This is a genomic window from Streptomyces sp. NPDC085937 (assembly GCF_044540535.1).
GTDB lineage: Bacteria > Actinomycetota > Actinomycetes > Streptomycetales > Streptomycetaceae > Streptomyces.
On record NZ_JBITSH010000003.1, the window covers coordinates 611,057 to 634,603 of the forward strand.

A 23,547-nucleotide genomic window follows, 5' to 3' on the forward strand; every position below is an offset into this window, starting at 1 on the left:
GTGGGGGGACGGCCCGGGGTGGTTGTGGGGACCCCACCGGACCGGAAGGCGTACGGCCACGGGGGTGACGCACAACAAAAGCCACGCCCGTGCCGGTTGAACAGCGCCTACTCTTCCGAACCTCACAGGGAGCACACAAGGTCGACTTCAGGACGCGCGTACGACAAGAGGCGTGCGCCCCCTATGTCCTGACAGTTCATGGACACGGGCGACGGTTCGCACTGCAAACGACACACCGGCGTAACTCCCGGTACGGCCCACCCGTTCGCAGTGTGGCCGAAAATCGCCCTCTCTCGGCCGGGATTCGGCCGGGGCGCGGCGAGCGGGCGTTGCGTCCGCACCGGTTGCGACGCCGACCCCGGACAGGGACGAGCCCCCGCACGCGGATCGCGTGCGGGGGCTCGTCGGGCTGCCGGCTCCTGACGGAGCCACGGGGACCGGCGTCGCCGGAGGGCGTCCTAGTAGACGCTGACCCCGTAGGCGCTCAGGGCCTCGGTCACCGGCTGGAAGAAGGTCGTACCGCCGGAGGAGCAGTTGCCGCTGCCGCCGGAGGTCAGACCGTACGCGGTGCCGTTGCTGCCGTAGAGCGCGCCGCCGGAGTCGCCGGGCTCGGCGCAGACCGTGGTCTGGATGAGACCGGAGACGATGTCGCCGCCGCCGTAGTTGACGGTCGCGTTGAGCGCGGTGACCCGGCCGCTGTGCGTACCGGTGGTGGAGCCGTCACGGATGACCGTGGTGCCCACGCTCGGGGTGGCCGCGCGGGTGATGTCCACGCCGTTCGCGGTGCCGGGCCGGCTGACGGAGCCGGTGTACCGGACGATGCCGTAGTCGTTGCCCGGGAAGCTGGATCCGGCCGTCGTACCGATGGCCGTGGTGCGCGCGGAGTTGGAGTACCAGGTACCCGCGCCGTCGGTGCAGTGACCGGCGGTCAGGAAGTACTCGGTCCCGCTGCTGCTGCGGACGTTGAAGCCGAGGGAGCAGCGCCAGCTGCTCGCGTAGATGGCGTCGCCGCCCTGGATGAGCTTGGTGAACTGGCCCGGGGTGCGCTTGACGGTGATCGCCTCGGCGTTGTCCCCGGCCTGCTGCTTGATCTTGTTGATCTCGGCCTGGGAGACGGTGCTGTCGACGGTCACGACGACCCGGTTGGTCTTGCTGTCGACGGCCCAGGCGGTGCCCGGGATGTCGGCCTTCAGCACCGAGCTGCTCGCGCTCTTGAGCGCGGAGGAGCTGAAGGTGGTGGGGGTGTCGGCCGCGTTCGCGCTGGGGATCGCGATCGCGGCGGCGGCCACGAGGCCGGTGGAGACGGCGATCAGCCGAGTCCGTCTCGAAATGCCGCTGCGAGGGGTGGTGCGCTTGATCCTCACTTTTCGTTCCTCCACAAAGGAAGTAGGGGGCCCTCGTGGGGTTTGTGGGCCCGTGAGGCGCAGTCAGGAGACCCGACGGCGTTCGGATTCCGAACCCGACGTGCCCCTGACAAGCGCTGCGGCGAGTATTCGGCCGACCGACCGTTCGGCGCAAGGGTGCCTTTTGGCCTGTGCTTTAGGGACGAGTAGTCGAGTTGCTCCCCGCCCGACATCGCGTTACCGGTCGTCACACCCCGGTGACGACCGGTCGAACAAGAATCAGGATGGCCGGATTCCGCTCAGGACCGCACGGCACCCACCCGGTGACACCGGCCTCCCGTTCAGCAGTCGCACCCGCAGTCGCACCCGCCGCACCCGCCGTCCTCCCCGCAACAGCTGCAGCAGTCACAGCACTCGCAGCAGTCACAGTCGCAGTTGTTGGCGCAGCCTTCCTTGCGCTCCCGCGTCCACGGATCCTCGTACTCCCCGCAGCACATCTGGCACGTACAGGCGAGTCCCAGCCACACGGCGCACCCCGCCAGCAGCCCGCGCCGGTTGCGGCGCGGCGGCTCGGGGGGCGTCGGGGCGCCCGGAGCACCGGGAGGGGCGTAGGGGTGCGAACCGTGGGCACAGGAGGGCGTACCGAAGGCACGTCGGACGGAGTCGGGGAGTTCATGCACGAGAAGGCGATGGGCGAGACCGCCGTCCGTGAACTCGACCTCGCGCAGCGCGAGACGGATGCCGTGCACCGCGTCGTCGGCGAGCCGCCGGGCCTCCTCGAGCGGGGTGCCGGTGGCGGTGAGCGGGTTCCATGCGCCGGAGGCGGCGTCCGCCTCCCGGTCCTCCACGGCGTCCAGCAGATGCGCGAGGCGCCCGAAGAGCCGCCCCGCCTCCGCGAGCGGCGCCGCGTTGCCGGGCCGTCCGGCCAGCACCGCGGTGTGCGCGAAGGCCGCCGCGGTCGCGGTCTCGGTCGGCTCGGTGACGGTGAGGAGCGGGGTGCCGAATCCGGCCAGGGTCTCGATGCCGGTCTGCCGGTCCACCGCGTCGACGAGGACCGCGGTGTCGAAGCCGAGGTCGGAACCGGTCCGGGCGCCCGCCCGGTCCCAGCTCGCCGCGATCCGGCGGGCGGCGACCGCCACCGGACGGCGGGCCAGCAGCCCGTCCCCGTCGGCGACATGGTCACGCACCTTGGCCGAGGCCAGGACGAGGGAGACGGCCGCGGCCAGCCGCGCGCCCTCACCGTGGGCGACGGACGCGGTGCGCATGCCGCGCAGCGGACAGGGCCCCGCGGTGCGCCGTTTCGCGTCACCGGCGTCCGACTGAGCCTCCGTCAGGACGGAGACCAGCAGTCCGTCGTAGTTGGTGACGATCCGCGCGAGCTGTCCGTGGTCCCCGCGCAGTGCGAGGCACAGACCGCAGAGATGGGCCGTCCACTGGGCGGTGAGCTTCTGGCCCAGCCGGTGACGGCAGGGCCTGACGATTCCGAACACGACGTTCCCCCGTGCATGCGTGCGACGTTCAGCGGCGGCATCGTATCGGTCACGGCGTTCACCCGTATGCGGCCTTCATCACCCGTACGCCGCGTAGAATCATATTTCACTCACAGTCAGCAGCCGTTTACGTCAGGGCCCTTGGGAAACCAGGACTCTCGACGGATCCGCTGTGCACCAGTACCGTCACAAACCCCCCGCGCGGCGTCTATCCACTTGGCGCACCCTCCGCATCATGGACGACCATAGGGATGCGGAAAGCACGAAAGACCGCTGTGAGAGGAGGCGTCCATGGGATCGGTACGCAAGGCGAGTGCCTGGCTTGGCCTCGTCGACGACAACGAAGACGAGCGTTACTACGACGACGACTACTCCGACGGGACCGAGCCCGGGGAGGCATGGGTCACCGATCCGCGGGTCAAGGTGGCCGCGGACGCCGCCGAGGAGCGGGGCCGACGGATCGGCACGATCACCCCGGACAGCTTCCGGGACGCCCGCGCCATCGGTGAGCTGTTCCGCGAGGGCGTGCCGGTCATCATGAACCTCACGGCCATGGACGCCACCGACGCCAAGCGCGTCGTCGACTTCGCGGCGGGCCTGATCTTCGGTCTGCGCGGCTCCATCGAGCGGGTCTCCAACCGGGTCTTCCTGCTCAGCCCGGCCGACACCGAGGTGGTCAGCGGCGAACCGGCCGCGCACCGCACCGACGGTTTCTTCAACCAGAGCTGAGGCGGGGCCGCTCGCCGGCCCCGCCCCCGCAGGCGTGGTCCTACCGGAACGCGTCGATTCCGGTGAGCGCCTTGCCCAGCACGAGCTGGTGCATCTCGACGGTGCCCTCGTAGGTGAGCACCGACTCCAGGTTCGTCGCGTGCCGCATCACCGGGTATTCGAGCGAGATCCCGTTGGCCCCGAGGATCGTCCGGGCCGTGCGGCAGATGTCGATGGCCTCGCGCACGTTGTTGAGCTTGCCGAAGCTGACCTGCTCGGGACGCAGGCGGCCGGCGTCCATCCGCCGCCCCAGATGGTGGGCGAGCAGGATCCCCTTGTGCAGTTCCACCGCCATGTCGGCGAGCTTGGCCTGGGTGAGCTGGAAGCCGCCGATGGGCCGACCGAACTGCTCCCGTGTCCTGGCGTAGTCGACCGCCGCCTCGAAGCTGCTCCGCGCGGCGCCCATCGAGCCCCACACGATCCCGTACCGGGCGTGCGACAGACAGCTCAGCGGGCCCTTCAGCCCGGTCACCTCCGGCAGCACCGCGTCGGCGGGCAGCCGTACGTCGTCCATGACGAGTTCGCTGGTGACGGAGGCGCGCAAGGACCACTTGTGCTTGATCTCCGGGGCCGAGAAGCCCGGGACGTCGGTCGGCACGGCGAAGCCGCGGATGCCGTCGTCGGTCTGCGCCCACACCACGGCGACCCCGGCGACGGACCCGTTGGTGATCCACATCTTGCGGCCGTTGAGCACCCAGTCGGTGCCGTCCTTCTTGGCGTAGGTGCGCATCGAGCCCGGGTCGGAGCCGTGGTCGGGTTCGGTGAGCCCGAAGCAGCCGATGACCTCGCCGGCCGCCATCCGGGGCAGCCACTGCCGCTTCTGCTCCTCGCTGCCGAAGCGGTGGATGGCGTACATGGCGAGCGAGCCCTGCACGGAGACCAGGGAGCGGATCCCGGAGTCGGCCGCCTCCAGCTCCAGGCAGGCCAGCCCGTACTGCACGGCGCTCGCGCCCGCGCACCCGTAGCCGTCGAGGGACATGCCGAGCGCGCCGATCCCGCCGAGCTCCCGGGCCAGGTCCCGGATGCCGGGCAGCTCGCCCTTCTCGTACCAGTCGGCCACGTACGGCAGCACGCGGTCCGCCGCCCAGCCGCGCACCGTGTCCCGGATCGCCAGGTCCTCCGGCTCCAGCAGGTCGTCGAGGCCGAGGGGGTCGGCGGGATCGAACGCGGGCGGCTTCGCGGACGCGGACATGGGGGCACCCTCCGGGGGCTGGTGGGCCGGGACGTCGACGTGCACGACTAGCACTGCTAGTCAGGCTCGGGGCGACGTTACGACGCCGTCCCTCCGGCGTCCACCCCGGGCGGTTCGGGCGTGGCTCACACCTTCAGGCCCGGCCCGCGGGATTCCGCGGCCTTCCGGGGTGCGGGCATCTGCGCGGGGCCGCCACCCGGGCCGGCCTGCGCGGTGGTCTCCGGGGCGGCCCCGGGACCGGTCGTGGGAATGGTCCCGGGGGTGGTCCCGGAGGGGGTCCCGGAAGAGGCTCCAGGGGTGGTTCCGGGCGTGGCCTCAGGGGTGGTCTCGCACTGCATCACCCGCGGCAGCCGCAGCGCCATCGCCGCGCCGGCCAGCAACAGGCCCGCACTGACCAGCAGCGTCACATGCAGCCCGTGCACGAAGGAGTGGCGCGCCGCGAGTCGCAGCGCCTCCCCCGCGGGACCGCCGAGCCGCGCCGCCACCTCGTACGCCTCGCCCAGCGAGTGGGCCGCCGCGTCGGACGCCTGGGCGGGCACCCCGGGGACCTGGGCGAGGCCGGGCGCGTAGGCCCCGTTCATCACGCTGCCGAGCAGCGCGATGCCGATGCCGGCGCCGAGCTGGTAGGAGGTCTCGCCGATCGCCGCCGCCCCGCCGGCCTGCTCCTGCGGCGCCTCGCTGAGCATCGACTCGTAGGCGCCGAACAGGGTGGTCTCCAGGCCGAAGCCGAGCAGGACGAAGCCGCCGAGCAGCAGCGGGGCGTTGTCCTGGCCGCCCATCGCGGTCAGCATCACCACCGCACCGGCCGTGAGGCAGAAGCCGAAGGAGACCATGCGGCGCGGGCCGAACCGGCGCAGCGCCCGCGCCCCGGCCAGTCCCGCCGCCATCGCGGCGACGGTGAGCGGCAGCAGCCGCAGCCCGGTCTCCAGCGGGGACAGTCCCAGCACGAGCTGGAGGTACTGCGCCGCGATCAGCTCCAGACCGACCAGGGCGAGCATCGCCAGCACGATGCAGCCCACCGAGGTGCTGAACGCGGGCCGGGCGAACATCCCCAGGTCGATCAGGGGGTGCGCGCGTCGGCGCTGCCGGCGTACGAACACCACCAGCAGGGCCACTCCGGCGGCCAGCGGCAGGAAGGTGCCCGGGCCGGTCTCACCGCCGCCGAGCTGCTTCACGCCGAGGACCACCGCGAAGAGACCGGCGGCGGCCGTGAGCGCGCCGACCACGTCCCAGGGGCCGTTGCCGTCGCCCTTCGACTCGGGCAGCAGGATCCGCCCGACGGGGAGACTGACCAGCATCAGCGGAATGTTGACCAGGAAGACCGAGCCCCACCAGAAGTGCTCCAGCAGGAAGCCGCCGAGGAGCGGACCGACCGCGGCGCCCACGGCGGCGACGGCGCTCCAGATGCCGATGGCGAGCGCCCGCTCGCGTCGGTCGGGGAAGACCTGGCGCAGGATCGACAGCGTGGCCGGCATGATCATCGCACCGCCGACGCCGAGCAGCGCCCGTGCCGCGATCAGCAGCTCGGCGCTGTCCGCGAAGGCCGCCAGCGCCGAGGCCACGCCGAACAGGGTGTAGCCGAGGAGGAGGACGCGTCTGCGGCCGACCCGGTCGCCCAGGGTGCCGAACAGGATCAGCAGCGAGGCGCAGACCAGCGGGTAGGCGTCGACGATCCAGAGCAGTTCCACGGCGCCGGGCTTGAGGTCCTCCGTGACGGCGGGGACCGCCACGTGCAGCACGGTGGCGTCGACGGCGACCAGCAGCAGGCTGACGCAGAGGACGACGAGCACCACCCAGCGGTTGGCACCGGCCCCGGCCGCCCTACGGCGCAGCGCGGCGGCCGTGGTCGTCCCGGACATGTACGTACCTCCCAGATGTTCCCTCGCGGTACGGCGGGCTCACGGGGTGGGGGACTCCCCCGTGACTCGGCCGGAGAGAAGCGGTCGTCCCCGGCCCGCGCAGCGAACGGCGAGTGACACGTCAGCGTACGCGAGGGAACGCTGAGGTCGAGTGGTGGGCCTCTCAACCGTGCGGCGGATCGGTGTGGCGTACACCACTCTCCGCGTCCGGTCCGCACACCACCGCGGGCGGTCCGGTTCCGGGCCGGGTCGATAATCGGCGCGTGAACGATCTCGAGACGCGCGCCGCCGTGGCCCGCCCCGGAGCACTGCGCCGGGCCGCCCCGGCTCTCCTCGGGTACGCCGCCGTGCGTGCCCTGGGCCTGGTCGTCCTGGCCGGGTGGAGCGAGGCGCGCGGCAAGAGCGCGTACACCTTGCTGACCGCCCGCTGGGACTCCCTCTGGTACACCCGGGTCGCCGAGCTGGGGTACGGCTACGAGGTGCGGTTGCCGAACGGCGACGTGCACTCCAACCTGGCGTTCTTCCCGCTGCTGCCGTGGCTGGAGCGGCTGGCGGCGGCGGTGTCCCCGCTGTCGTACGCCGACGGCGGCTTCGTGGTGAGCCTGCTCGCCTCGCTGGCCGCGGCGTGGGGGATCTTCGCGGTGGCCGACCACGTGTACGGGCGGCGGGCGGGGGTGTGCGCGGTGCTGCTGTGGGCGGTGCTGCCGGTCGGGATCGTGCAGTCGATGGCGTACAGCGAGTCCCTGTTCACGGCGCTCGCGGCCTGGGCGCTGTACGCGGTGCTGACCGGGCGCTGGGTGACGGCGGGTGTGCTGGCGGGGCTGGCGGGGCTGACCCGGCCGGTGGGGCTCGCGGTGGTCGCGGCGGTGTGGACGGCGGGCGTCGTCGCCTTTCTACGGGAGCGCGGCGGGCCGGCGTCGGACGGCACCTTCGTACGGGAGCGCGGCGGGTCGGCGTCGGGCGGCACCTCCTTCGTGGGGGGCGGCAGTGCGCTGCCGGGGGCCGGCGCGCGCGAGGGCGGTCGCGCCGGTACGCCGACGGCCGGCCCGCGCACAGGCGCGTCCGGCGGCGCGCCGGACGGACCGGGCGCCCCCGGTGTCCGCCTGCGCCGGGTGGCCGGGATGCTGCTCGCGCCCCTCGGAGCCGCCGGTTACGTCCTGTGGGTCGGCCACCGGACCGGGGACGGCCCTCTGGGATATCTCGACGTGCAGGCGGGCTGGCGTAACGGCTTCGACGGCGGCTACGCCTTCGCCCGCTTCGTCGCCGCCCGGTTCACGTCCTTCCCGTCGGCGCTCGCCGGGGTGGCGCTGCTGGCCGGTGTGGGCCTGGTGGTGTGGCTCTACGTGCTCTGCGTGCGGCAGCGGCAGCCGCTCCCGCTGCTGGTCTACGCCGGTGTGGTCACCGCGCTGGCCCTGTGCGCGTCGAGTTACTTCGGTTCCAAGCCGCGGCTGCTGATGCCCGCCTTCCCCCTGCTGCTGCCGCTCGCCCTGCTCCTGGCGCGGACACGGACCCACCGCCTGGTGCGGGTCGTGGGGGCGGTCGCGGCGGCCTCGGCGGTGTACGGCGCCTTCTGGCTGAACGGGTCCGGGCCGCCCTGACCCGCCGCGCGGCCGGGCGGTGAGCACCACGGAAATTCCGCACGAGCCCCCGGTGAACCAATTCATAAGCCCGATAATCCGGGCGCACGGCATGAGCAAAACAATTACGTGCGGGGGTTCGGATTCGCCTGAGATAAAGGCGCGACTGAGAGGAATGCCACATCACATCGTCATCACAAAGCCGCTGAATCGTCAGGGTCCCGCACTCACTCGCTGTAACGTCGATTGGGTGCGTACCGAACGGAGTCACACCCGTCTGGACCGGGTGTTCGCGAGGCTGGACCGTGAGCCGGAGCGACCGGCTCACGTCGGCATGCCGCGAATGAGCCGGCACCGGATGGTGCTCCTCGGCGCCACCCTGGCCTTCTACGGGGCGATCGTGTGGGCCGTGGTGGTCACCTCCTGGCTGGTCCGCCTGGACTGGCGGGTGATGTTCTTCCGCCCCTACCAGCAGTGGCCGGAGCTGCACGCCTTCGTCGACTACTACGTGGTGCTCGGCCAGCGCGGCCCCACCGCCGTGATGGTCGCGGCCTGGCTGGGCTGGCGCTCCTGGCGGCAGCACACGCTGCGCCCGCTCCTCGCCCTCGGCGTCTCGCTGCTGCTGCTCAACATCACCGTGGGCGCCGCCAAGTACGGCATGGGAAGACTCGGGCCGCACTACGCGACCGAGATCGGTTCGAACGAGATGTGGCTCGGCGGCGATATATTTCCCAGCGGTCACACCGCGAACGCGGTGGTGACCTGGGGCATTCTGGCCTATCTGGCCTCGACTCCGCGGGCCCGCCGCTGGCTGTCCGCACTGTCCGCGGTGACCTCCCTCGGCGTCGGCATGTCCACCGTCTACATCGGGACGCACTGGCTGAGCGACGTGCTGCTGGGGTGGGCGGCGGGCCTGCTGATCCTGCTGGCGCTGCCGTGGTTCGAGCCGGTGATCACCTGGGCCGAGGCCCGCATCCTCGCCGTGCGCGACCGTCTGCGTGACCGCGGCCGCACCCCGGCCCGGGTGCCAGCCCCCGCGGGCCGGCCCGTCGTGCTCAGGCCGCTCGCCGAGCGCGCCGGGACGACGGCGCACGAGACGGTCCCGGCCGGCCGCGCGGGCCGGTCGCCCGTCTACCTGGCGCCCGGCCCGCACACCAGCCGCGCCGAGCGCTCACCGGTGACGCCGGCGGGCAGCAGACGCCCGCAGCACGCGGAGCGGCACCCGCGCGGTACGACACCGGCACCGCGCCCCTGACGGTCCGGCGGACCCGACGAGCAGGGCGAAGGCCCCGGTCCCCTCACGGACCGGGGCCTTCGCCGTCTCCTCAGCCCTTCCAGGCCCGCGCCACCCGGCCGTCCTTCACCTCGAAGTTCAGCCGGCCCACGCGGTACTCCATGGTGATCACGGTCCCCGGCGCCAGTGCCCGCACCGCCGACCAGCCGCGCTCGCGCGCGAGGTGCTCGGCCCGGTCGGCGGTGAGGCCGACATAGGCGTCCGGACTGTCCTGAGGTTCCGCGGGGGGTGTCGGAATGGGTGCCATACGGCCACGCTATGCCCTGCTCCGCGAGCACGGAAGTCCGCACCGGAACCCGAGGGCCGGAGCGTCCGCGGTCACACTTGTGTCACAGGCTCACGACAGCGGCGTACGGACGGCCGTCACTCGAATGAGCGATTCCCTGTCACTCCGAGAACTATTCGGGTGTAATTCCGGCGCGCCGTGTCATCACCCCGGCAAACTCGTAAGGAAAGCGACGCGGCGGTATTCCTGTGCACCTCGAGGTGAATTCGCCGTGGCACCCGGCCGGTCCGCACAACCGATGTGCACAAGACATGCGCAATTCCGTCACATGACCCGTCCGGGGCCGAGGGCGCGTACACCCGGGCGCGGGGCCCTCCTCCGAGGTCCGGGCTCCCTCCGGGCGGGACGTACCCGAGCGGCACTCGTTGCACACGACGAAGAAGCCCGGAAGCATCGGCGATTTTCGGCCACCCACTTCATTCCCTGATTTCCGGATTTGTCGACCAGGAGCCCGCTTCCGCTGCAAGCCGCTTCATCCCCTCAACGCCTGCGCACATAGGAGGAGTTGACGGTGAGTGTCGCATTCCGCACCGAACGTGAACCTGGGCGCTGGATGGTTCGATTCCGTTCGCCGTCGGGCGTTACTCCCGCCACGGATCGCCCGTTGTCTTCTTCATGAGCCGGGGACCCACCCGGACCACGGGCCGGGAGCCACCCGGCCTCGCCACGCACCGCATCCCGAGGAGCCACCCGTGCCGCGCATGCTCGACGTCAGCGACGAGGTACGCGCCGAGATCGGCGACGAAGAAGCAGCCCGTCTGCTCGCCGGAGAGTCCGCCCCGGGCAGTTACGACTGCACCTCCTGCCGTACTCCGGGCGACTCGGCGCAGGAGCGCACCAGCACCGTCCTGTTCATCGGGGACGAGACCGCCGTGCTCGCCTTCGCCCACGCCACCTGCCTGCCCTCGCAGGTCGTCCAGGTCACCGAGGAGCAGCTCCAGGGCGCTGTGCGGGCCATCGGCGGCACGGGGGCGGAGCCGCAGCAGCAGTACCGGTCGCCGCAGCCGCAGCAGCCGCCGCTGCAGCAGCAGCAGTACGAGGCTGTGCAGCAGTCGCCGCATGAGCCGCAGCAGCAGTCGGCCGCTAAGCCCGTGCCTGAGCAGGCCGTTCTCGGAGTGACCAGCGGACTGGTGCTGCTCCAGGGCGAGTTGCACCCGGCCCTGGTGGTCGAGCCGACCGCTCCGGTCGCCCGGCCCGGGTCTCTCGGCTCCGGCGACGACTTCCTGCCGCTGCTGATCGAGCAGGGCTTCATGCCGCTGACCGAGCTGGCGGGCGTACCGCCGGTGCTGCACGGCTGGTCGGTGCTGCTCGCCGCGGGGCAGTTGCACGCCGTGCTCCAGCCGAGCCCCAGTGGTGGGCGTCCGGTGGCCTGGTGGCAGGCCCACCAGCCGCTCCAGGTCACCGACGGGTGGCGGGCGGCGGCGAACAAGCACCAGCAGGTGCTGATGTTCGCCGCTCCGGTCGGCTCCATCGGGCGGCAGCCGCGGGAGGATCTGCTGCGGGACGCGCTGGACAAGGCGGCGGCCAACGGGAAGCTGGTGGCGTCCGCGCTGCCGCTCGCCGGGATCTGATCCCGGCGAGCGTGGGGCTGGCGCGGGGGCGTGCTTCTTCGGCTGGCGGCCGGTGGGGGCTGGGCGCGCAGTTCCCCGCGCCCCTGAGGGGTGGCTGGCGTGCGGTCCTCGGGTGGCTCGCCGTGGGGGCTGGGCGCGCAGTTCCTCGCGCCCCTGAGGGGTGGCTGGTGGGTGGCCCTGGGGTGGGTGGTGGTCGGCTTCGTTGCCTGGCGGGGACGGGCGTAGCCTGCGAAAACTTGAGGGGGGCCGCATCCCTTGTGGCACGGGGTCGTTTGGACATACGTGCACGCATATGACGCTCCCCGCCGCCAGTCCCTCGCCTCGGTTCCCGCCCCCGTGCGCCCGGCGCAGGACTCCCGGAGCGGCCACTCGGCCACGCCGATCTACGACGCTCTCTACACCGAGTACGTCAAGTCCTTCCGTACGCTGCCGGGCGACCGCAGCGGCGAGGAGGACTGGGGGTTCACCGCCTTCGGGAACATCCCGAGTACGGGCGGATACCGGGATCACAGTCCCGGGTCCTTCACCGCGTCCCTCGCCCGGCACGCCGCCGAACCCCCGCAGTGGCAGCGCGTGGGCGCGGTCGGCCGGGGCGGCTCCGAGATGCACCACGTGCCGGCCGGACTGCCCCCGGCCCCCCGCAGCGGCGTCTGAGGAGCGCGGCAGACGGACGAAGGGGCGGTCCCCGGAACGGGACCGCCCCTTCGCCGTGCCCGGCGAGGGCTACTTCTTCTTGCCGCGCTTCTCGCGCACCCGCACCGAGATGTGGATCGGGGTGCCCTCGAAGCCGAACTCCTCGCGCAGCCGGCGCTCGATGAAGCGCCGGTACCCCGCCTCGATGAAGCCGGAGGCGAACAGCACGAACCGCGGCGGCTTGGTGCCCGCCTGGGTGCCGAAGAGGATGCGCGGCTGCTTGCCGCCCCGCACCGGGTGCGGGTGGGCGGCGACCAGTTCGCCCAGGAAGGCGTTGAGGCGGCCCGTCGGGACCCGGGTCTCCCAGCCCGCCAGGGCCGTCTCGATCGCCGGGACGAGCTTCTCCATGTGGCGGCCGGTGAGGGCCGAGACGTTCACCCGGGGCGCCCAGGCGACCTGGCCGAGCTCGGTCTCGATCTCCCGCTCCAGGTAGTAGCGGCGCTCCTCGTCGAGGGTGTCCCACTTGTTGTACGCCAGGACCAGCGCGCGGCCCGCCTCGACGGCCATGGTGACGATGCGCTGGTCCTGCACCGAGATGGACTCGGAGCCGTCGATCAGGACGACCGCCACCTCGGCCTTCTCGACGGCGGCGGCGGTGCGCAGCGAGGCGTAGTAGTCGGCGCCCTGCTGGAGGTGGACCCGCTTGCGGATGCCCGCGGTGTCGACGAACTTCCAGGTCTTGCCGCCGAGTTCGATGATCTCGTCGACCGGGTCACGGGTGGTGCCGGCGAGTTCGTTGACGACGACCCGCTCCTCGCCCGCGACCTTGTTCAGCAGGGAGGACTTGCCGACGTTGGGGCGGCCGATCAGGGCGATCCGGCGCGGACCGCCGAGGGCGGCGCCGAACCTCTGCGCCGGGGCCTCCGGCAGCGCCTCCAGGACCTTGTCCAGCATGTCGCCGGTGCCGCGGCCGTGCAGGGCGGAGACGGGGTGCGGCTCGCCGAGGCCCAGCGACCACAGGTAGGACGCGTCCGCCTCGCCGCTCGGGCCGTCCACCTTGTTGGCGCACAGCACGACCGGCTTGCCCGCCTTGCGCAGCAGGCGGACGACGGCCTCGTCGGTGTCGGTGGCGCCGACCTTGGCGTCCACCACGAAGACGACCGCGTCGGCCGCCTCGATGGCGTACTCGGCCTGGGCGGCGACGGAGGCGTCGATGCCGAGGACGTCCTGCTCCCAGCCGCCGGTGTCGACGACCTTGAAGCGGCGGCCCGCCCACTCGGCCTCGTAGGTGACGCGGTCGCGGGTGACGCCCGGCTTGTCCTCGACGACCGCCTCGCGGCGGCCGATGATGCGGTTCACCAGGGTCGACTTGCCGACATTGGGGCGGCCGACGACGGCGAGCACGGGCAGCGGGCCGTGGCCGGCCTCCTCGATGGCGCCCTCGACGTCCTCGAGGTCGAAGCCCTCCTCCGCGGCGAGCTCCATGAACTCCGCGAACTCGGCATCGCCCAGCGCCCCGTGATCGTGCTCGTGCGCAGCGTCGTGCGCGTCCGAGCCGCCGGGCTCGATGTGGTCGTTCATGAAGTCGGTACCTCGTTCATCGTGGTGATCGGTGGAACCCCGTGGTGACGGAGATCCACTACTCAAGTGTCGCTCAGCGGCCGGTGAGACGCCTGGCGTTCTCCAGGTGGGCGGTGAGCTGCTTCTGGATGCGTGCCGTGGCCTCGTCGAGCGCCTTGCGCGTACGTCTCCCGCTGCCGCCCGCCCGTCGCCCACCACCACCCGTATCGGAGCTTCGCGCCCCTTCGATGGCCTCGAACGCGTCGCCGAAGACGACGTCGACGCGGGAGCGCAGCGGGGGCAGCGCCTTTATCAACCGGCCGGGCCGGTCGGAACTTCCCAGGACGGCGACCGGCACGATCGGCGCCCCGCTGCGCACCGCGAAGTACGCGAGGCCGGCCCGTATCGAGGCGAAGTCGCCCTCGCCGCGGGTGCCCTCGGGGAAGATGCCGAGGACGCCGCCCTGCTCCAGCACGCCCAGCGCCCGCGCGATGGCCGTGCGGTCGGTGGAGTGCCGGTCGACCTTCAGCTGGCCGATGCCGGTCAGGAACGGGTCGAGCGGGCCGACGAACGCCTCCTTCTTGATCAGGAAGTGCGTCGGCCGGGGCGCCACGCCCATGACCATGGGGCCGTCGATGTTGTGCGAGTGGTTCACGGCGAAGATCACCGGGCCGGACGCGGGGACCCGCCAGGAGCCCAGCACGCGCGGCTTCCACAGTCCGAACATCAGGCCGACGCCGATGCGTCGTCCGACCTCGGCGCCCCGCATCGAGGGAACGTCGGTCACTTTCCGGCCCGCTTCTCCTCGACGAGGGTGACGACACACTCGATGACCTGCTGAAGGGTGAGGTCGGTGGTGTCCACCTCGACGGCGTCGTCGGCCTTGGCGAGCGGGGAGGTCTTGCGGCTGGAGTCGGCCGCGTCCCGCTTGATCAGGGCCTCACGGGTGGTGCGCAGGTCGGCGCCCTTGAGCTCGCCGCTGCGACGGGCGGCGCGGGCCTCCGCCGAGGCGGTGAGGAAGATCTTCAGGTCGGCGTCGGGCAGCACCGTGGTGCCGATGTCGCGGCCCTCGACGACGATGCCGGTGACGGCGGAGGCGGCGATGGCGCGCTGCAGCTCGGTGATCCGCGCGCGCACCTCGGGCACCGCGCTGACCGCGCTGACCTTGGAGGTGACGTCCTGCTCGCGGATCGGGCCGGCTACGTCCACCCCGTCGACCGTGATCGTCGGGCCCGTGGGGTCGGTGCCGGAGAGGATCTCGGGCTTGCCGGCCGCGCCGGCGATCGCGGACGGGTCCGCTATGTCGATGCCGTTGGTCACCATCCACCAGGTGATCGCCCGGTACTGGGCGCCGGTGTCCAGGTAGCTCAGCCCGAGCTGCGCCGCCACGGCCTTCGACGTGCTCGACTTGCCCGTGCCGGAGGGACCGTCGATGGCGACGATCACGGGCTTGGCGGCGCCGTTTTCCACGGAGGAACACCTTCCTGGTGCGCTGGGGTGGGGTGTGCGGGGCGTGGACACGCCCCGCACCAGATTACTGGCTCCCGGGAACCCCTCCGACATGCGGACGTCCTGCCCCGCCCGGGGAGGCGGTGGTCACTGCCGGATCGCCCAGCCCCGCTCCCGCAGGGCGGCGCCGAGGACCGGCGCCGCCTTGGGCTCCACCATGAGCTGGATGAGGCCGGCCTGCTGTCCGGTGGCGTGCTCGATGCGGACGTCCTCGATGTTGACGCCGGCGCGCTCGGCGTCGGCGAAGATGCGGGCGAGCTGGCCCGGCTGGTCGTCGATGAGCACGGCGACGGTCTCGTAGACGCGCGGCGCGGAGCCGTGCTTGCCGGGGACGCGGACCTGGCCGGCGTTGCCGCGGCGCAGCATGTGCTCGATGCCCGTGGTGCCCTCCTGGCGCTTGTCCTCGTCGGAGGACTCCAGGGCGCGCAGGGCGCGGACGGTCTCCTCCAGGTCGGCGGCGACGTCGGTGAGCAGGTCGGCGACCGGGCCGGGGTTGGCGGAGAGGATGTCGATCCACATCCGCGGGTCGGAGGCGGCGATCCGGGTCACGTCCCGGATGCCCTGGCCGCACAGCCGTACGGCGGCCTCGTCGGCGTGCTCCAGGCGGGCGGCGACCATGCTGGACACCAGGTGCGGCATGTGGGAGACGAGGGCCACGGCACGGTCGTGGGCGTCGGCGTCCATGACGACCGGCACGGCACGGCAGTGGGAGACCAGCTCCAGGGCGAGGTTGAGGACCTCCGTGTCGGTGTCCCGGGTGGGGGTGAGCACCCAGGGGCGGCCCTCGAAGAGGTCGCCGGTGGCGGCCAGCGGGCCGGACTTCTCCCGGCCGGACATGGGATGGGTGCCGAGGTAGGGGGTCAGGTCGAGTCCGCGTGCCTGGAGCTCGCGGCGCGGGCCGCCCTTGACGCTGGCGACGTCGATGTAGCCGCGCGCCAGACCGCGCCGCATGGCGTCGGTGAGCACGTCGGCGACGTGCGCGGGCGGGGCGGCGACGATCGCGAGGTCCACCGGGCCGTCCGGCGCCTCGTCGGTGCCGGCGCCGAGGGCGGCGGCGGTGCGGGCCTGCTCGGGGTCGTGGTCGGCGAGGTGGACGGCGACGCCCCGCTGGGACAGGGCGAGGGCGGCGGACGTGCCGATCAGTCCGGTGCCGATGACGAGGGCGGTTCTCACTGGGCGATGTCCTTGCGCAGGGCGGCCGCGGCGCCGAGGTACACGTGGGCGATGTCGGCGCGGGGCCGGTCGGACTCGACGTGCGCGAGGACGCGGACGACGCGGGGCATGGCTCCCTCGATGTCGAGTTCCTGGGCGCAGATCAGGGGGACGTCGACGATGCCCAGCTTGCGGGCGGCGGCGGCCGGGAAGTCGCAGTGCAGGTCGGGCGTGGCCGTGAACCAGATGCTGATCAGGTCGTCCGTGTGCAGCTCGTTGCGCTCCAGCACGGCGGTGAGCAGGGCGCCGACCTGCTCCTCCATGTGTCCGGCCTCGTCCCGCTCCAACTGGACGGCCCCCCGGACCGCGCGTACCGCCACGACGATGCTCCTTGCTGACGTGCGTAAAGGCTGTTCGGTCGTCCAGCGTAGTCAGGAGCTGGCCGGACCGGTGCGGAGCGCCCGCCCGCTGAGACGGGCGGTATGCGCGGTGGGTGACGTCGTGCCGGTTTTGCTTCTCCTGCGCCGTATTCGGTGTCAGGATGCGGCGACGGCGAATCTGGGGAGTGACGAGATGACCACACGGGCGACGCGGCGCACGGTCCTGCTCGTATCGGGAGCGGTGGCGCTGACCGTGGGCTGCGGCTCGGAGGACGGCGGAGCCGGTACGCCCTCGGACACCGCGGAAGGGGCGGGGTCGCCCGGGCAGGAGCTGCTGCCGGTGGCGGACGTGCCGGTGGGCGGGGGCAGGGTCCTCGGGGCGGAGGAGATCGTGGTCACCCAGCCCGAGGAGGGTGAGTTCAAGGCGTTCTCGGCGATCTGCACCCATCAGAGGTGCCTGGTCTCCGACGTCTCGGACGGCACGATCAACTGCCCGTGTCACGGCAGCCGCTTCCGCGTCGCCGACGGCTCGGTGGAGCGGGGCCCGGCGACCCGGCCGCTGCCCGAGGAGCGGATCACGGTGGACGGAAATACGATCCGCCGGGCGTGATCCTCCGCGTACGCTCCCCCGCATGCGCCCCGAGAGCCTGGTCACCGACCACACGATCTACACCTGCGTCATGGGCTCCCGCGCCTTCGGTCTGGTCACGGAGGACAGCGACACCGACCTGCGGGGCGTGTTCCTGGCGCCCACTCCCCTGTTCTGGGGCTTCGAGAAGCCGCCCACGCACGTGGAGGGACCGGCCGAGGAGCAGTTCAGCTGGGAGCTGGAGCGCTCCTGCGAGCTGGCGCTGCGCGGCAACCCCAACATGCTGGAGTGCCTGCACTCCCCGCTGGTCGAGTACGCCGACGCCACCGGCCGCGAGCTGCTGGCGCTGCGCGGCGCGTTCCTCTCCCGCGGGGTCCACGAGACGTTCGTCCGGTACGCCCACGGCCAGCGCCGCAAGCTGGACGCCGACGTCCGCGCCCACGGCGCCCCGCGCTGGAAGCACGCCATGCATCTGCTCCGTCTGCTGATGACCGCCCGCGACCTGCTGCGCACGGGTGTCCTCACGGTCGACGTGGGCGACCGCCGCGAGGAGCTGCTGGAGGTGAAGCGCGGCGAGGTGCCGTGGGCCGAGGTGGAGACCCGCATGAACCGCCTGACCGCCGAGGCCGAGGAGGCGGCGGCGCACAGCCCGCTCCCCGAGGAGCCGGACCGGCGGCGGGTGGAGGACTTCCTCGTCCGCACCCGCCGCGCCTCGGCCCTCCGGGCGGCGTGACCGGTCAAGGGCGAAGGTCCCAGAGCGTGCCGAGGGCCAGCAGCTCGTCGCGGTACTCGATGCGGTCCGCCCAGTCGGCGGGCCAGGCGTCCGCGCCCAGGTACGCGCCGGCGAAGGCGCCCGCGAGGCAGGCGATGGAGTCGGAGTCGCCGGCCGTGCAGGCGGCACGGCGCAGGGCGGTGACGGGCTCGTCGACGAAGAGGAGGAAGCAGAGCAGGCCGGTCGCGAGGGCCTCCTCCGCGATCCAGCCCTCGCCGGTGGCCAGGCACGGGTCGGTCTCCGGCGAGACGGTCCGTACGGCCTCCTGGAGCCGGCCGAGGATCTCCAGGCACTCGTCCCAGCCGCGCGCGATGAAGTGTTCCGGGGAGGGGTCCTGGGCGCGGGTCCACAGGTCGCCGAGCCAGAACTCGTGGTAGCGGGTGCGGTTGTCGTAGGCGTAGGAGCGCAGCAGGCCGATCAGGCCGGTCGGTTCGGCGCCCTGGGCGAGCAGCCGTACGGCGTGTGCGGTGAGGTCGGAGGCGGCGAGCGCGGTGGGGTGCCCGTGGGTGAGGGCGGACTGCAACTGGGCGGCGCCCGCGCGCTGTTCGTCGGTGAGTCCGGGCGCCAGGCCGATCGGGGCGACGCGCATGTTGGCGCCGCAGCCCTTGGAGTGGATCTGGCTGGCGTCCTGCCAGGGCCGGTCCTCGCGGGACAGCAAGTGGCAGGCCTTCAGGCAGGTGTTGCCGGGCGCGCGGTTGTTCTCGGGCGAACGCCACCACTCCACGAACTCCTCGCGCACCGGCCGTTCCATCCGCTTCGGCGTGAGCGTCCCCCGGTCCATCGCGGTGCGCAGGCCCCGGCCGAGGGCGAGGGTCATCTGCGTGTCGTCGGTGACGATCGCCGGCCGGGGCAGGTCCATCCCGCGCCAGGGGCCGAACCCGGCGAGGATCGAGGGGACGTCCTTGAACTCGGTGGGGAAGCCGAGGGCGTCCCCGAGGGCGAGTCCGGTGAGCGCTCCGGTCGCGGCGCGCTTGGTGACGGTGGTCGTGGTCATGCGGGACGTCCTTCCGGGGTCGGCCGGAGCAGGGGCGGGCGGAGGGCGGCGGCGGTGCCCGCGCGGTACAGCGCGGCGGGCTTGCCCCGGCCGCCGGTGAGGCGCGCGGCGCCGGGCACGGCTTCGACGAAGCCGGGGGTGGCGAGCACCTTGCGCCGGAAGTTGGGGCGGTCCAGGGCCGTGCCCCAGACGGTCTCGTAGACCTTCTGGAGCTCGCCGAGGGTGAACTCGGGCGGGCAGAACGCGGTGGCGAGCCCGGTGTACTCCAGCTTGGCGCCGACCCGGTCCCGCGCGTCGGCGAGGATCCGGTCGTGGTCGAAGGCCAGGTCCCGCGCCGCGTCGTACGGCGTCCAGCGGGCCTGGGCCGCGTCGCCGCCGCCGTGCGCCTCCGGCGCGTCGGGCAGGAGGGCGGCGAAGGCCACGGACACCACCCGCATCCGGGGGTCCCGCCCGGGCTCGCTGTAGGTGCGCAGCTGTTCCAGGTGCGGCACGGAGACGTCCGTCAGGCCGGTCTCCTCGCCCAGTTCGCGGCGGGCGGCGCGCTCCGCGGACTCGTCGGGCCGCAGGAAGCCGCCGGGCAGCGCCCAGCGGCCGGCGTACGGTTCCTGGCCGCGCTCGACGAGCAGGACGTGCAGCGCGGCCCCGCGGATCGTGAACACGGCGAGGTCGACGGTCACGGCGAAGGGTTCGAAGGCGTGCTTGTCGTAGCCGTCCGGCACGACGCCCACCCCCTTTAATAGTCGGTGCGACTATTAAAGGGGGTGGGCAGGCGGGAGCACAAGCCCTTAGAGGTCGACCTCCTGCATCAGCATCCCGACCTCGGTGTTCGACAGCCGCCGCAGCCAGCCCGACTTCTGGTCGCCCAGGGTGATCGGCCCGAAGGCGGTGCGCACCAGCTTGTCGACCGGGAAGCCGGCCTCCGCGAGCATGCGGCGCACGATGTGCTTGCGGCCCTCGTGCAGGGTCACCTCTACGAGGTAGTTCTTGCCGGTCTGCTCCACCACCCGGAAGTGGTCGGCGCGCGCGTAGCCGTCCTCCAGCTGGATGCCGTCCTTGAGCCGCTTGCCCAGGTCACGCGGGATGGGTCCGACGATGTGCGCGAGGTAGGTCTTCTTCACGCCGTACCGCGGGTGGGTCAGGCGGTGCGCCAGCTCACCGTGGTTGGTGAGCAGGATGACGCCCTCGGTCTCGGTGTCGAGCCGGCCGACGTGGAAGAGCCGGGTCTCCCGGTTGGTGACGTAGTCGCCCAGGCACTGGCGGCCGTCCGGGTCCTCCATCGTGGAGACGACCCCGGCGGGCTTGTTCAGCGAGAAGAACTGGTACGACTGCGTGGCCACGGTCAGACCGTCGACCTTGACCTCGTCCTTCTCCGGGTCGACCCGCTTGCCCTGCTCCAGCACGATCTCGCCGTTGACCTCGACGCGCGCCTGCTCGATCAGCTCCTCGCAGGCCCGCCGGGAGCCGTAGCCGGCCCGCGCGAGCACCTTCTGCAGCCGCTCGCCCTCCTGCTCGGCGCCCGGGAAGGTCTTGGGCAGCTTGACGTCCTTCCGGCCCGCGTACCGCTCCCGGTTGCGCTCCTCGGCCCGCGCCTCGTACTCACGGGACGTCGCCGGGACCGAGCGGCCCCGCTGCAGGGGCTTCTTCGGCCCGCCCTTGGCGCCTCCGCGCGCCCCCGGGCCACGGCCCGACTTGGGTCCCTCCTGGGAGGCGCCGGGGCCCACGTCGTAACGCCGCTCCTCCGGGCGCGGCTTCTTCGGACGGCCGCCCTGCCGGTCGTCACGGTTGTTGCCGGCGCCGCGGTGGTTACCGCGGCCACCGCCGCTCCCGCCGCGGCCGCCGCTGTTGCCACCACGGCTCCCGCCGTTGTTTCCGCTGCTGTTCCTGCCGCTGCTGCTTCGCATCAAAGTTCCGTCTTGTCGTCTGCGTCCTCGGAATCCGGGGCGTCCGGATCGAACGACGGGACCCCTTCCAGTGTCTCGGCCTCGATCGCCTCCGCCTCCGGGAGGAAGGGCGCGAGCTCCGGGAGCTCGTCCAGGCCGCGCAGGCCCATCCGCTCCAGGAAGTGGTTCGTCGTCGTGTACAGGATCGCACCTGTTTCGGGTTCCGTGCCCGCCTCCCCGATCAGACCCCGCTGGAGGAGGGTCCGCATCACGCCGTCGCAGTTGACTCCGCGGACCGCGGAGACCCTGCTGCGGCTGACCGGCTGCCGGTAGGCGACGACCGCGAGGGTCTCGAGGGCGGCCTGGGTGAGCCGGGCCTGCTGCCCGTCCAGGACGAAGCCCTCGACGGCCGCGGCGTACTCGGGGCGGGTGTAGAAACGCCAGCCGCCGGCGACCCGGCGGAGCTCGAAGCCGCGTCCCTGGGCGGTGTACTCGTCGGCCAGCTCGGCCAGGGCGTCGGCGACCTGGCGCCTGGGGCGCTCCAGGATCTTCGCCAGGTGCTCCTCGGTCGCGGGCTCGTCCACAACCATCAGCACGGCCTCCAGGGCGGGCTTCAGATCGAGCTCCGCGACGCCACCCGCCCCGGCGGGGGCGCCGCTCGTGTCCTCGCTCACGGTGTCCTCTCCTCCTGCGGCGGCTCGGGCGGCCGGTCGAACTCGTCGGTCACCGCGGGTACGGCGTCCCCGTCGCCGCCGGTCCAGCGCACGGTCAGCTCGCCCAGCGCGGTCTCCTGGTCGAGGGCGACGGCCTTCTCCCGGTACAGCTCCAGCAGGGCGAGGAAGCGGGCCACGACGGTCAGGGTGTCGTCGGTGTCCTCGACGAGGTCCCGGAAGCTCGCCTCGCCCAGCTCCTTGAGCCGCGCGACGACGATCCCGGCCTGCTCCTGCACGCTGACCAGCGGGGCGTGGATGTGGTCCACGTACACCTGCGGCCGGGGTTTGGGCTGCATGGCCTTGACGGCCAGCCTGGCGAAGCCATCGGGGCCGATGCTGATGACCACGTCGGGCAGCAGCTCGGCGTGGTGCGGCTCCAGCCCGACGGTACGAGGGAAACGGCGGGCCTCGTCGTCGAGCCGCCGGCTGAAGATGTCGGCGATCCGCTTGTACGCGCGGTACTGCAGCAGCCGTGCGAACAGCAGGTCGCGGGCCTCCAGCAGGGCGAGGTCGGCCTCGTCCTCCACCTCGGCGGCGGGGAGCAGCCGCGCCGCCTTCAGGTCGAGCAGGGTGGCGGCCACGACGAGGAACTCGGTCGTCTCGTCGAGATCCCAGTCCGGCCCAAGCGCCCGGATGTACGCCATGAACTCGTCGGTCACCCTGGACAGCGCGACCTCGGTGACGTCCAGCTTGTGCTTGGCGATCAGCTGCAACAGCAGATCGAACGGCCCCTCGAAGTTGGCCAGCCGAACCTTGAACCGCCCGTCGCCGTCGCCCCCCTCGGCACCGCCCTCAGGCGCCCCGTGAGCCTTCCCGACGCCCTCCGGCCCCGGAGCGGCCTCCTCGGGCGCGCCAGGCCCCTTGAGCGGCGCCACCCGGCCTCCGACGGACACCTCCGTCACACCGCCGCCCCCGCCCGACGCGGGCACGCCCATCCGCCCGGCGGCAGCTCCTTCGGGCCGCGCGGCGGGCACAGCGGGACCCGCGGACGTCGGGCCCTCCACGACGGCGCCCTGCGCACCCGCACGGTCGGAGCCCGCAACCACGCCCCCGGGCGCACCCGGCGCGCCGGCCGGAACCGACGGCACCCGGGGCGTCATGGCCCCGCCGTCTGGCGCCTGCCGGCCGGCCTCGGCACCCGGCGCGTACGCGTCCTCGTGACCCACAGCCGGGTCGGCCGGCACCCGCGGCCCGTCGGCGAAGGCGCCGTGAGCGGCAGCCCGCCCGGACCGGGCGGCTGCCGGGTCGCGGGGCTCGACGGCCGGGGCCGACGGCGGCCGGGGCGATCCGGCCGCGTCGTCGGCGGAGGTGTCCGGTGCGGCAGTCGGGGCGGTCGAGTCCGCCCCGGCCTCGGACGCGGCGTCCCGCGCAGCGGGGGAGGCCGCGGCGTCCGGGCCGCGGCCGAGGGCACGGCGGCGGGGCGCGGAGGCGGCTGCGTCGTTCGAGGTCATGGCCCCCGCAGGCTACCGCTACCGTCCCCGCAGGCGTCGTACGAGGATGCTGGCGTCCCCCCGGCTCTCCAGGTCCGCGAGGACCACGGCGACCGCCTCGCGGACGATCCGGCCGCGGTCGACGGCGAGACCGTGCTCACCGCGCAGCACGAGGCGGGCGTGCTCCAGATCCATCAGCTCTTCCGCGGACACGTACACGGTGATCTTCTCGTCGTGCCGCTCACGTCCGCTGGGCCGCCGTGCCGCGGCCCGTCCCCGCTTGCGCGGGGCCGCGGCGGCCGCACCGTCCGGCGTCGCCGCCGCGCGGCGTCCGGCGCCCGAGGCGCCCCGGCTGCGGGACTCCCCGGCCTCGGCCGGTTCCACGTCCGCCGCGGCGTGCTCCGCGCCCTCGCCGTCGCCGCCCTGTGCGGGCACCGACTGCGGCGCGTCCTCGTGGGCGGCCGCGGCAGCGTCGCCCTCCCCCGCGGGAGCGGGGACCCGGGCGTCGCCGCCGCGCCTGGGGGTGGACGCCTGGAGCGCCATCCCCCCTGTCGT

23 protein-coding genes are annotated in these 23,547 nt (G+C 72.9%); 7 read left to right on the forward strand and 16 right to left on the reverse strand.

Annotation, left to right across the window (positions count from 1 at the left end; translation table 11 throughout):
- Positions 1-458: 458 nt before the first annotated feature.
- Both ACIF8S_RS09860 and ACIF8S_RS09865 read right to left on the reverse strand, forming a co-directional pair.
- Positions 459-1,364, reverse strand: coding sequence for a S1 family peptidase (locus ACIF8S_RS09860; protein WP_349790635.1), 906 nt, complete (start codon positions 1,362-1,364; stop codon positions 459-461).
- A gap of 320 nt (positions 1,365-1,684) precedes the next feature.
- Positions 1,685-2,833, reverse strand: coding sequence for a DUF5685 family protein (locus ACIF8S_RS09865; RefSeq protein WP_399998423.1), 1,149 nt, complete (start codon positions 2,831-2,833; stop codon positions 1,685-1,687).
- Positions 2,834-3,124: 291 nt separating this feature from the next.
- Between ACIF8S_RS09865 and ACIF8S_RS09870 the strand changes: the two genes are divergently transcribed.
- Positions 3,125-3,562 (forward strand): cell division protein SepF, encoded by a 438-nt coding sequence (locus ACIF8S_RS09870; protein ID WP_024885275.1) that lies wholly within the window; start codon positions 3,125-3,127, stop codon positions 3,560-3,562.
- A gap of 40 nt (positions 3,563-3,602) precedes the next feature.
- Here ACIF8S_RS09870 and ACIF8S_RS09875 read toward each other — a convergent pair whose 3' ends face one another.
- Positions 3,603-4,793, reverse strand: coding sequence for an acyl-CoA dehydrogenase family protein (locus ACIF8S_RS09875; protein ID WP_399998424.1), 1,191 nt, complete (start codon positions 4,791-4,793; stop codon positions 3,603-3,605).
- Between the two features lie 125 nt (positions 4,794-4,918).
- A complete protein-coding gene (locus tag ACIF8S_RS09880; protein WP_399998425.1) occupies positions 4,919-6,652 on the reverse strand; it encodes an MFS transporter in 1,734 nt (577 codons plus the stop codon).
- A 263-nt stretch (positions 6,653-6,915) separates the two neighbouring features.
- Between ACIF8S_RS09880 and ACIF8S_RS09885 the strand changes: the two genes are divergently transcribed.
- Positions 6,916-8,250: a glycosyltransferase family 39 protein gene (locus ACIF8S_RS09885; RefSeq protein WP_399998426.1), complete on the forward strand. Its 1,335-nt coding sequence runs from the start codon at positions 6,916-6,918 to the stop codon at positions 8,248-8,250.
- A gap of 229 nt (positions 8,251-8,479) precedes the next feature.
- Complete coding sequence (locus ACIF8S_RS09890) at positions 8,480-9,484, forward strand: phosphatase PAP2 family protein (RefSeq protein WP_399998428.1); 1,005 nt, start codon at positions 8,480-8,482, stop codon at positions 9,482-9,484.
- Positions 9,485-9,554: 70 nt separating this feature from the next.
- Here the strand turns inward: ACIF8S_RS09890 and ACIF8S_RS09895 are convergent, their stop codons facing one another.
- Entirely contained in the window at positions 9,555-9,770 is a 216-nt protein-coding gene (locus tag ACIF8S_RS09895; protein ID WP_024885280.1) for an I78 family peptidase inhibitor, read from the reverse strand.
- A gap of 731 nt (positions 9,771-10,501) precedes the next feature.
- On the opposite strand from ACIF8S_RS09895, the gene ACIF8S_RS09900 reads away from it, so the two are divergent.
- Together ACIF8S_RS09900 and ACIF8S_RS09905 are read left to right on the forward strand one after the other, a co-directional pair.
- On the forward strand, positions 10,502-11,380 hold the full coding sequence (locus ACIF8S_RS09900) for a hypothetical protein (protein ID WP_399998429.1): 879 nt from the start codon (positions 10,502-10,504) through the stop codon (positions 11,378-11,380).
- A gap of 282 nt (positions 11,381-11,662) precedes the next feature.
- Positions 11,663-12,034, forward strand: a complete 372-nt coding sequence (locus ACIF8S_RS09905) for a hypothetical protein (RefSeq protein ID WP_399998431.1) — start codon at positions 11,663-11,665, stop codon at positions 12,032-12,034.
- A gap of 69 nt (positions 12,035-12,103) precedes the next feature.
- Here the strand turns inward: ACIF8S_RS09905 and der are convergent, their stop codons facing one another.
- The 5 genes from der to aroH all read right to left on the reverse strand — a co-directional run bounded on the left by der (position 12,104) and on the right by aroH (position 16,614).
- Positions 12,104-13,594: a ribosome biogenesis GTPase Der gene (der, locus tag ACIF8S_RS09910; protein ID WP_024885283.1), complete on the reverse strand. Its 1,491-nt coding sequence runs from the start codon at positions 13,592-13,594 to the stop codon at positions 12,104-12,106.
- 73 nt (positions 13,595-13,667) lie between these two features.
- Positions 13,668-14,360, reverse strand: a complete 693-nt coding sequence (locus ACIF8S_RS09915) for a lysophospholipid acyltransferase family protein (RefSeq protein WP_399998432.1) — start codon at positions 14,358-14,360, stop codon at positions 13,668-13,670.
- Positions 14,357-15,043: a (d)CMP kinase gene (cmk, locus tag ACIF8S_RS09920; RefSeq protein WP_349790625.1), complete on the reverse strand. Its 687-nt coding sequence runs from the start codon at positions 15,041-15,043 to the stop codon at positions 14,357-14,359. Before cmk ends, ACIF8S_RS09915 begins: the two co-directional genes overlap by 4 nt.
- A gap of 126 nt (positions 15,044-15,169) precedes the next feature.
- Positions 15,170-16,255, reverse strand: a complete 1,086-nt coding sequence (locus tag ACIF8S_RS09925) for a prephenate dehydrogenase (protein ID WP_399998435.1) — start codon at positions 16,253-16,255, stop codon at positions 15,170-15,172.
- Complete coding sequence (gene aroH / locus ACIF8S_RS09930) at positions 16,252-16,614, reverse strand: chorismate mutase (RefSeq protein ID WP_399998436.1); 363 nt, start codon at positions 16,612-16,614, stop codon at positions 16,252-16,254. Before aroH ends, ACIF8S_RS09925 begins: the two co-directional genes overlap by 4 nt.
- 193 nt (positions 16,615-16,807) lie before the next feature.
- Here aroH and ACIF8S_RS09935 point away from each other — a divergent pair, with 193 nt between their 5' ends.
- Complete coding sequence (locus ACIF8S_RS09935; RefSeq protein WP_399998437.1) at positions 16,808-17,224, forward strand: Rieske (2Fe-2S) protein; 417 nt, start codon at positions 16,808-16,810, stop codon at positions 17,222-17,224.
- Positions 17,225-17,246: 22 nt separating this feature from the next.
- Positions 17,247-17,936 carry a DNA polymerase beta superfamily protein gene (locus ACIF8S_RS09940; protein WP_399998438.1) on the forward strand — a complete coding sequence of 230 codons (690 nt, stop codon included), beginning with the start codon at positions 17,247-17,249 and terminating at the stop codon, positions 17,934-17,936.
- Between the two features lie 4 nt (positions 17,937-17,940).
- Here the strand turns inward: ACIF8S_RS09940 and ACIF8S_RS09945 are convergent, their stop codons facing one another.
- From ACIF8S_RS09945 to ACIF8S_RS09970, 6 genes are all read right to left on the reverse strand, one after another.
- Complete coding sequence (locus tag ACIF8S_RS09945; protein ID WP_399998440.1) at positions 17,941-18,969, reverse strand: ADP-ribosylglycohydrolase family protein; 1,029 nt, start codon at positions 18,967-18,969, stop codon at positions 17,941-17,943.
- Complete coding sequence (locus ACIF8S_RS09950; RefSeq protein ID WP_399998441.1) at positions 18,966-19,697, reverse strand: NUDIX hydrolase; 732 nt, start codon at positions 19,695-19,697, stop codon at positions 18,966-18,968. The genes ACIF8S_RS09945 and ACIF8S_RS09950 overlap by 4 nt, the downstream gene beginning before the upstream one ends.
- A 57-nt stretch (positions 19,698-19,754) precedes the next feature.
- On the reverse strand, positions 19,755-20,870 hold the full coding sequence (locus ACIF8S_RS09955; RefSeq protein ID WP_033276794.1) for a pseudouridine synthase: 1,116 nt from the start codon (positions 20,868-20,870) through the stop codon (positions 19,755-19,757).
- Positions 20,870-21,523 (reverse strand): SMC-Scp complex subunit ScpB, encoded by a 654-nt coding sequence (scpB, locus tag ACIF8S_RS09960; RefSeq protein ID WP_399998443.1) that lies wholly within the window; start codon positions 21,521-21,523, stop codon positions 20,870-20,872. Before scpB ends, ACIF8S_RS09955 begins: the two co-directional genes overlap by 1 nt.
- Positions 21,520-22,497 carry a segregation and condensation protein A gene (locus ACIF8S_RS09965; RefSeq protein WP_399998506.1) on the reverse strand — a complete coding sequence of 326 codons (978 nt, stop codon included), beginning with the start codon at positions 22,495-22,497 and terminating at the stop codon, positions 21,520-21,522. Before ACIF8S_RS09965 ends, scpB begins: the two co-directional genes overlap by 4 nt.
- A 534-nt stretch (positions 22,498-23,031) precedes the next feature.
- Complete coding sequence (locus ACIF8S_RS09970) at positions 23,032-23,535, reverse strand: hypothetical protein (protein ID WP_399998445.1); 504 nt, start codon at positions 23,533-23,535, stop codon at positions 23,032-23,034.
- Positions 23,536-23,547: the final 12 nt, after the last annotated feature.

Bases quoted from the DNA above. Each gene is read 5' to 3' on its own strand.
- ACIF8S_RS09965 (WP_399998506.1), bottom strand. From the start codon at position 22,497: ATGGGCGTGCCCGCGTCGGGCGGGGGCGGCGGTGTGACGGAGGTGTCC.
- ACIF8S_RS09955 (WP_033276794.1), bottom strand. From the start codon at position 20,870: ATGCGAAGCAGCAGCGGCAGGAACAGCAGCGGAAACAACGGCGGGAGC.
- ACIF8S_RS09945 (WP_399998440.1), bottom strand. From the start codon at position 18,969: ATGACCACGACCACCGTCACCAAGCGCGCCGCGACCGGAGCGCTCACC.
- der (WP_024885283.1), bottom strand. From the start codon at position 13,594: ATGAACGACCACATCGAGCCCGGCGGCTCGGACGCGCACGACGCTGCG.
- ACIF8S_RS09870 (WP_024885275.1), top strand. From the start codon at position 3,125: ATGGGATCGGTACGCAAGGCGAGTGCCTGGCTTGGCCTCGTCGACGAC.
- ACIF8S_RS09940 (WP_399998438.1), top strand. From the start codon at position 17,247: ATGCGCCCCGAGAGCCTGGTCACCGACCACACGATCTACACCTGCGTC.
- ACIF8S_RS09875 (WP_399998424.1), bottom strand. From the start codon at position 4,793: ATGTCCGCGTCCGCGAAGCCGCCCGCGTTCGATCCCGCCGACCCCCTC.
- ACIF8S_RS09970 (WP_399998445.1), bottom strand. From the start codon at position 23,535: ATGGCGCTCCAGGCGTCCACCCCCAGGCGCGGCGGCGACGCCCGGGTC.
- ACIF8S_RS09895 (WP_024885280.1), bottom strand. From the start codon at position 9,770: ATGGCACCCATTCCGACACCCCCCGCGGAACCTCAGGACAGTCCGGAC.
- ACIF8S_RS09880 (WP_399998425.1), bottom strand. From the start codon at position 6,652: ATGTCCGGGACGACCACGGCCGCCGCGCTGCGCCGTAGGGCGGCCGGG.
- ACIF8S_RS09935 (WP_399998437.1), top strand. From the start codon at position 16,808: ATGACCACACGGGCGACGCGGCGCACGGTCCTGCTCGTATCGGGAGCG.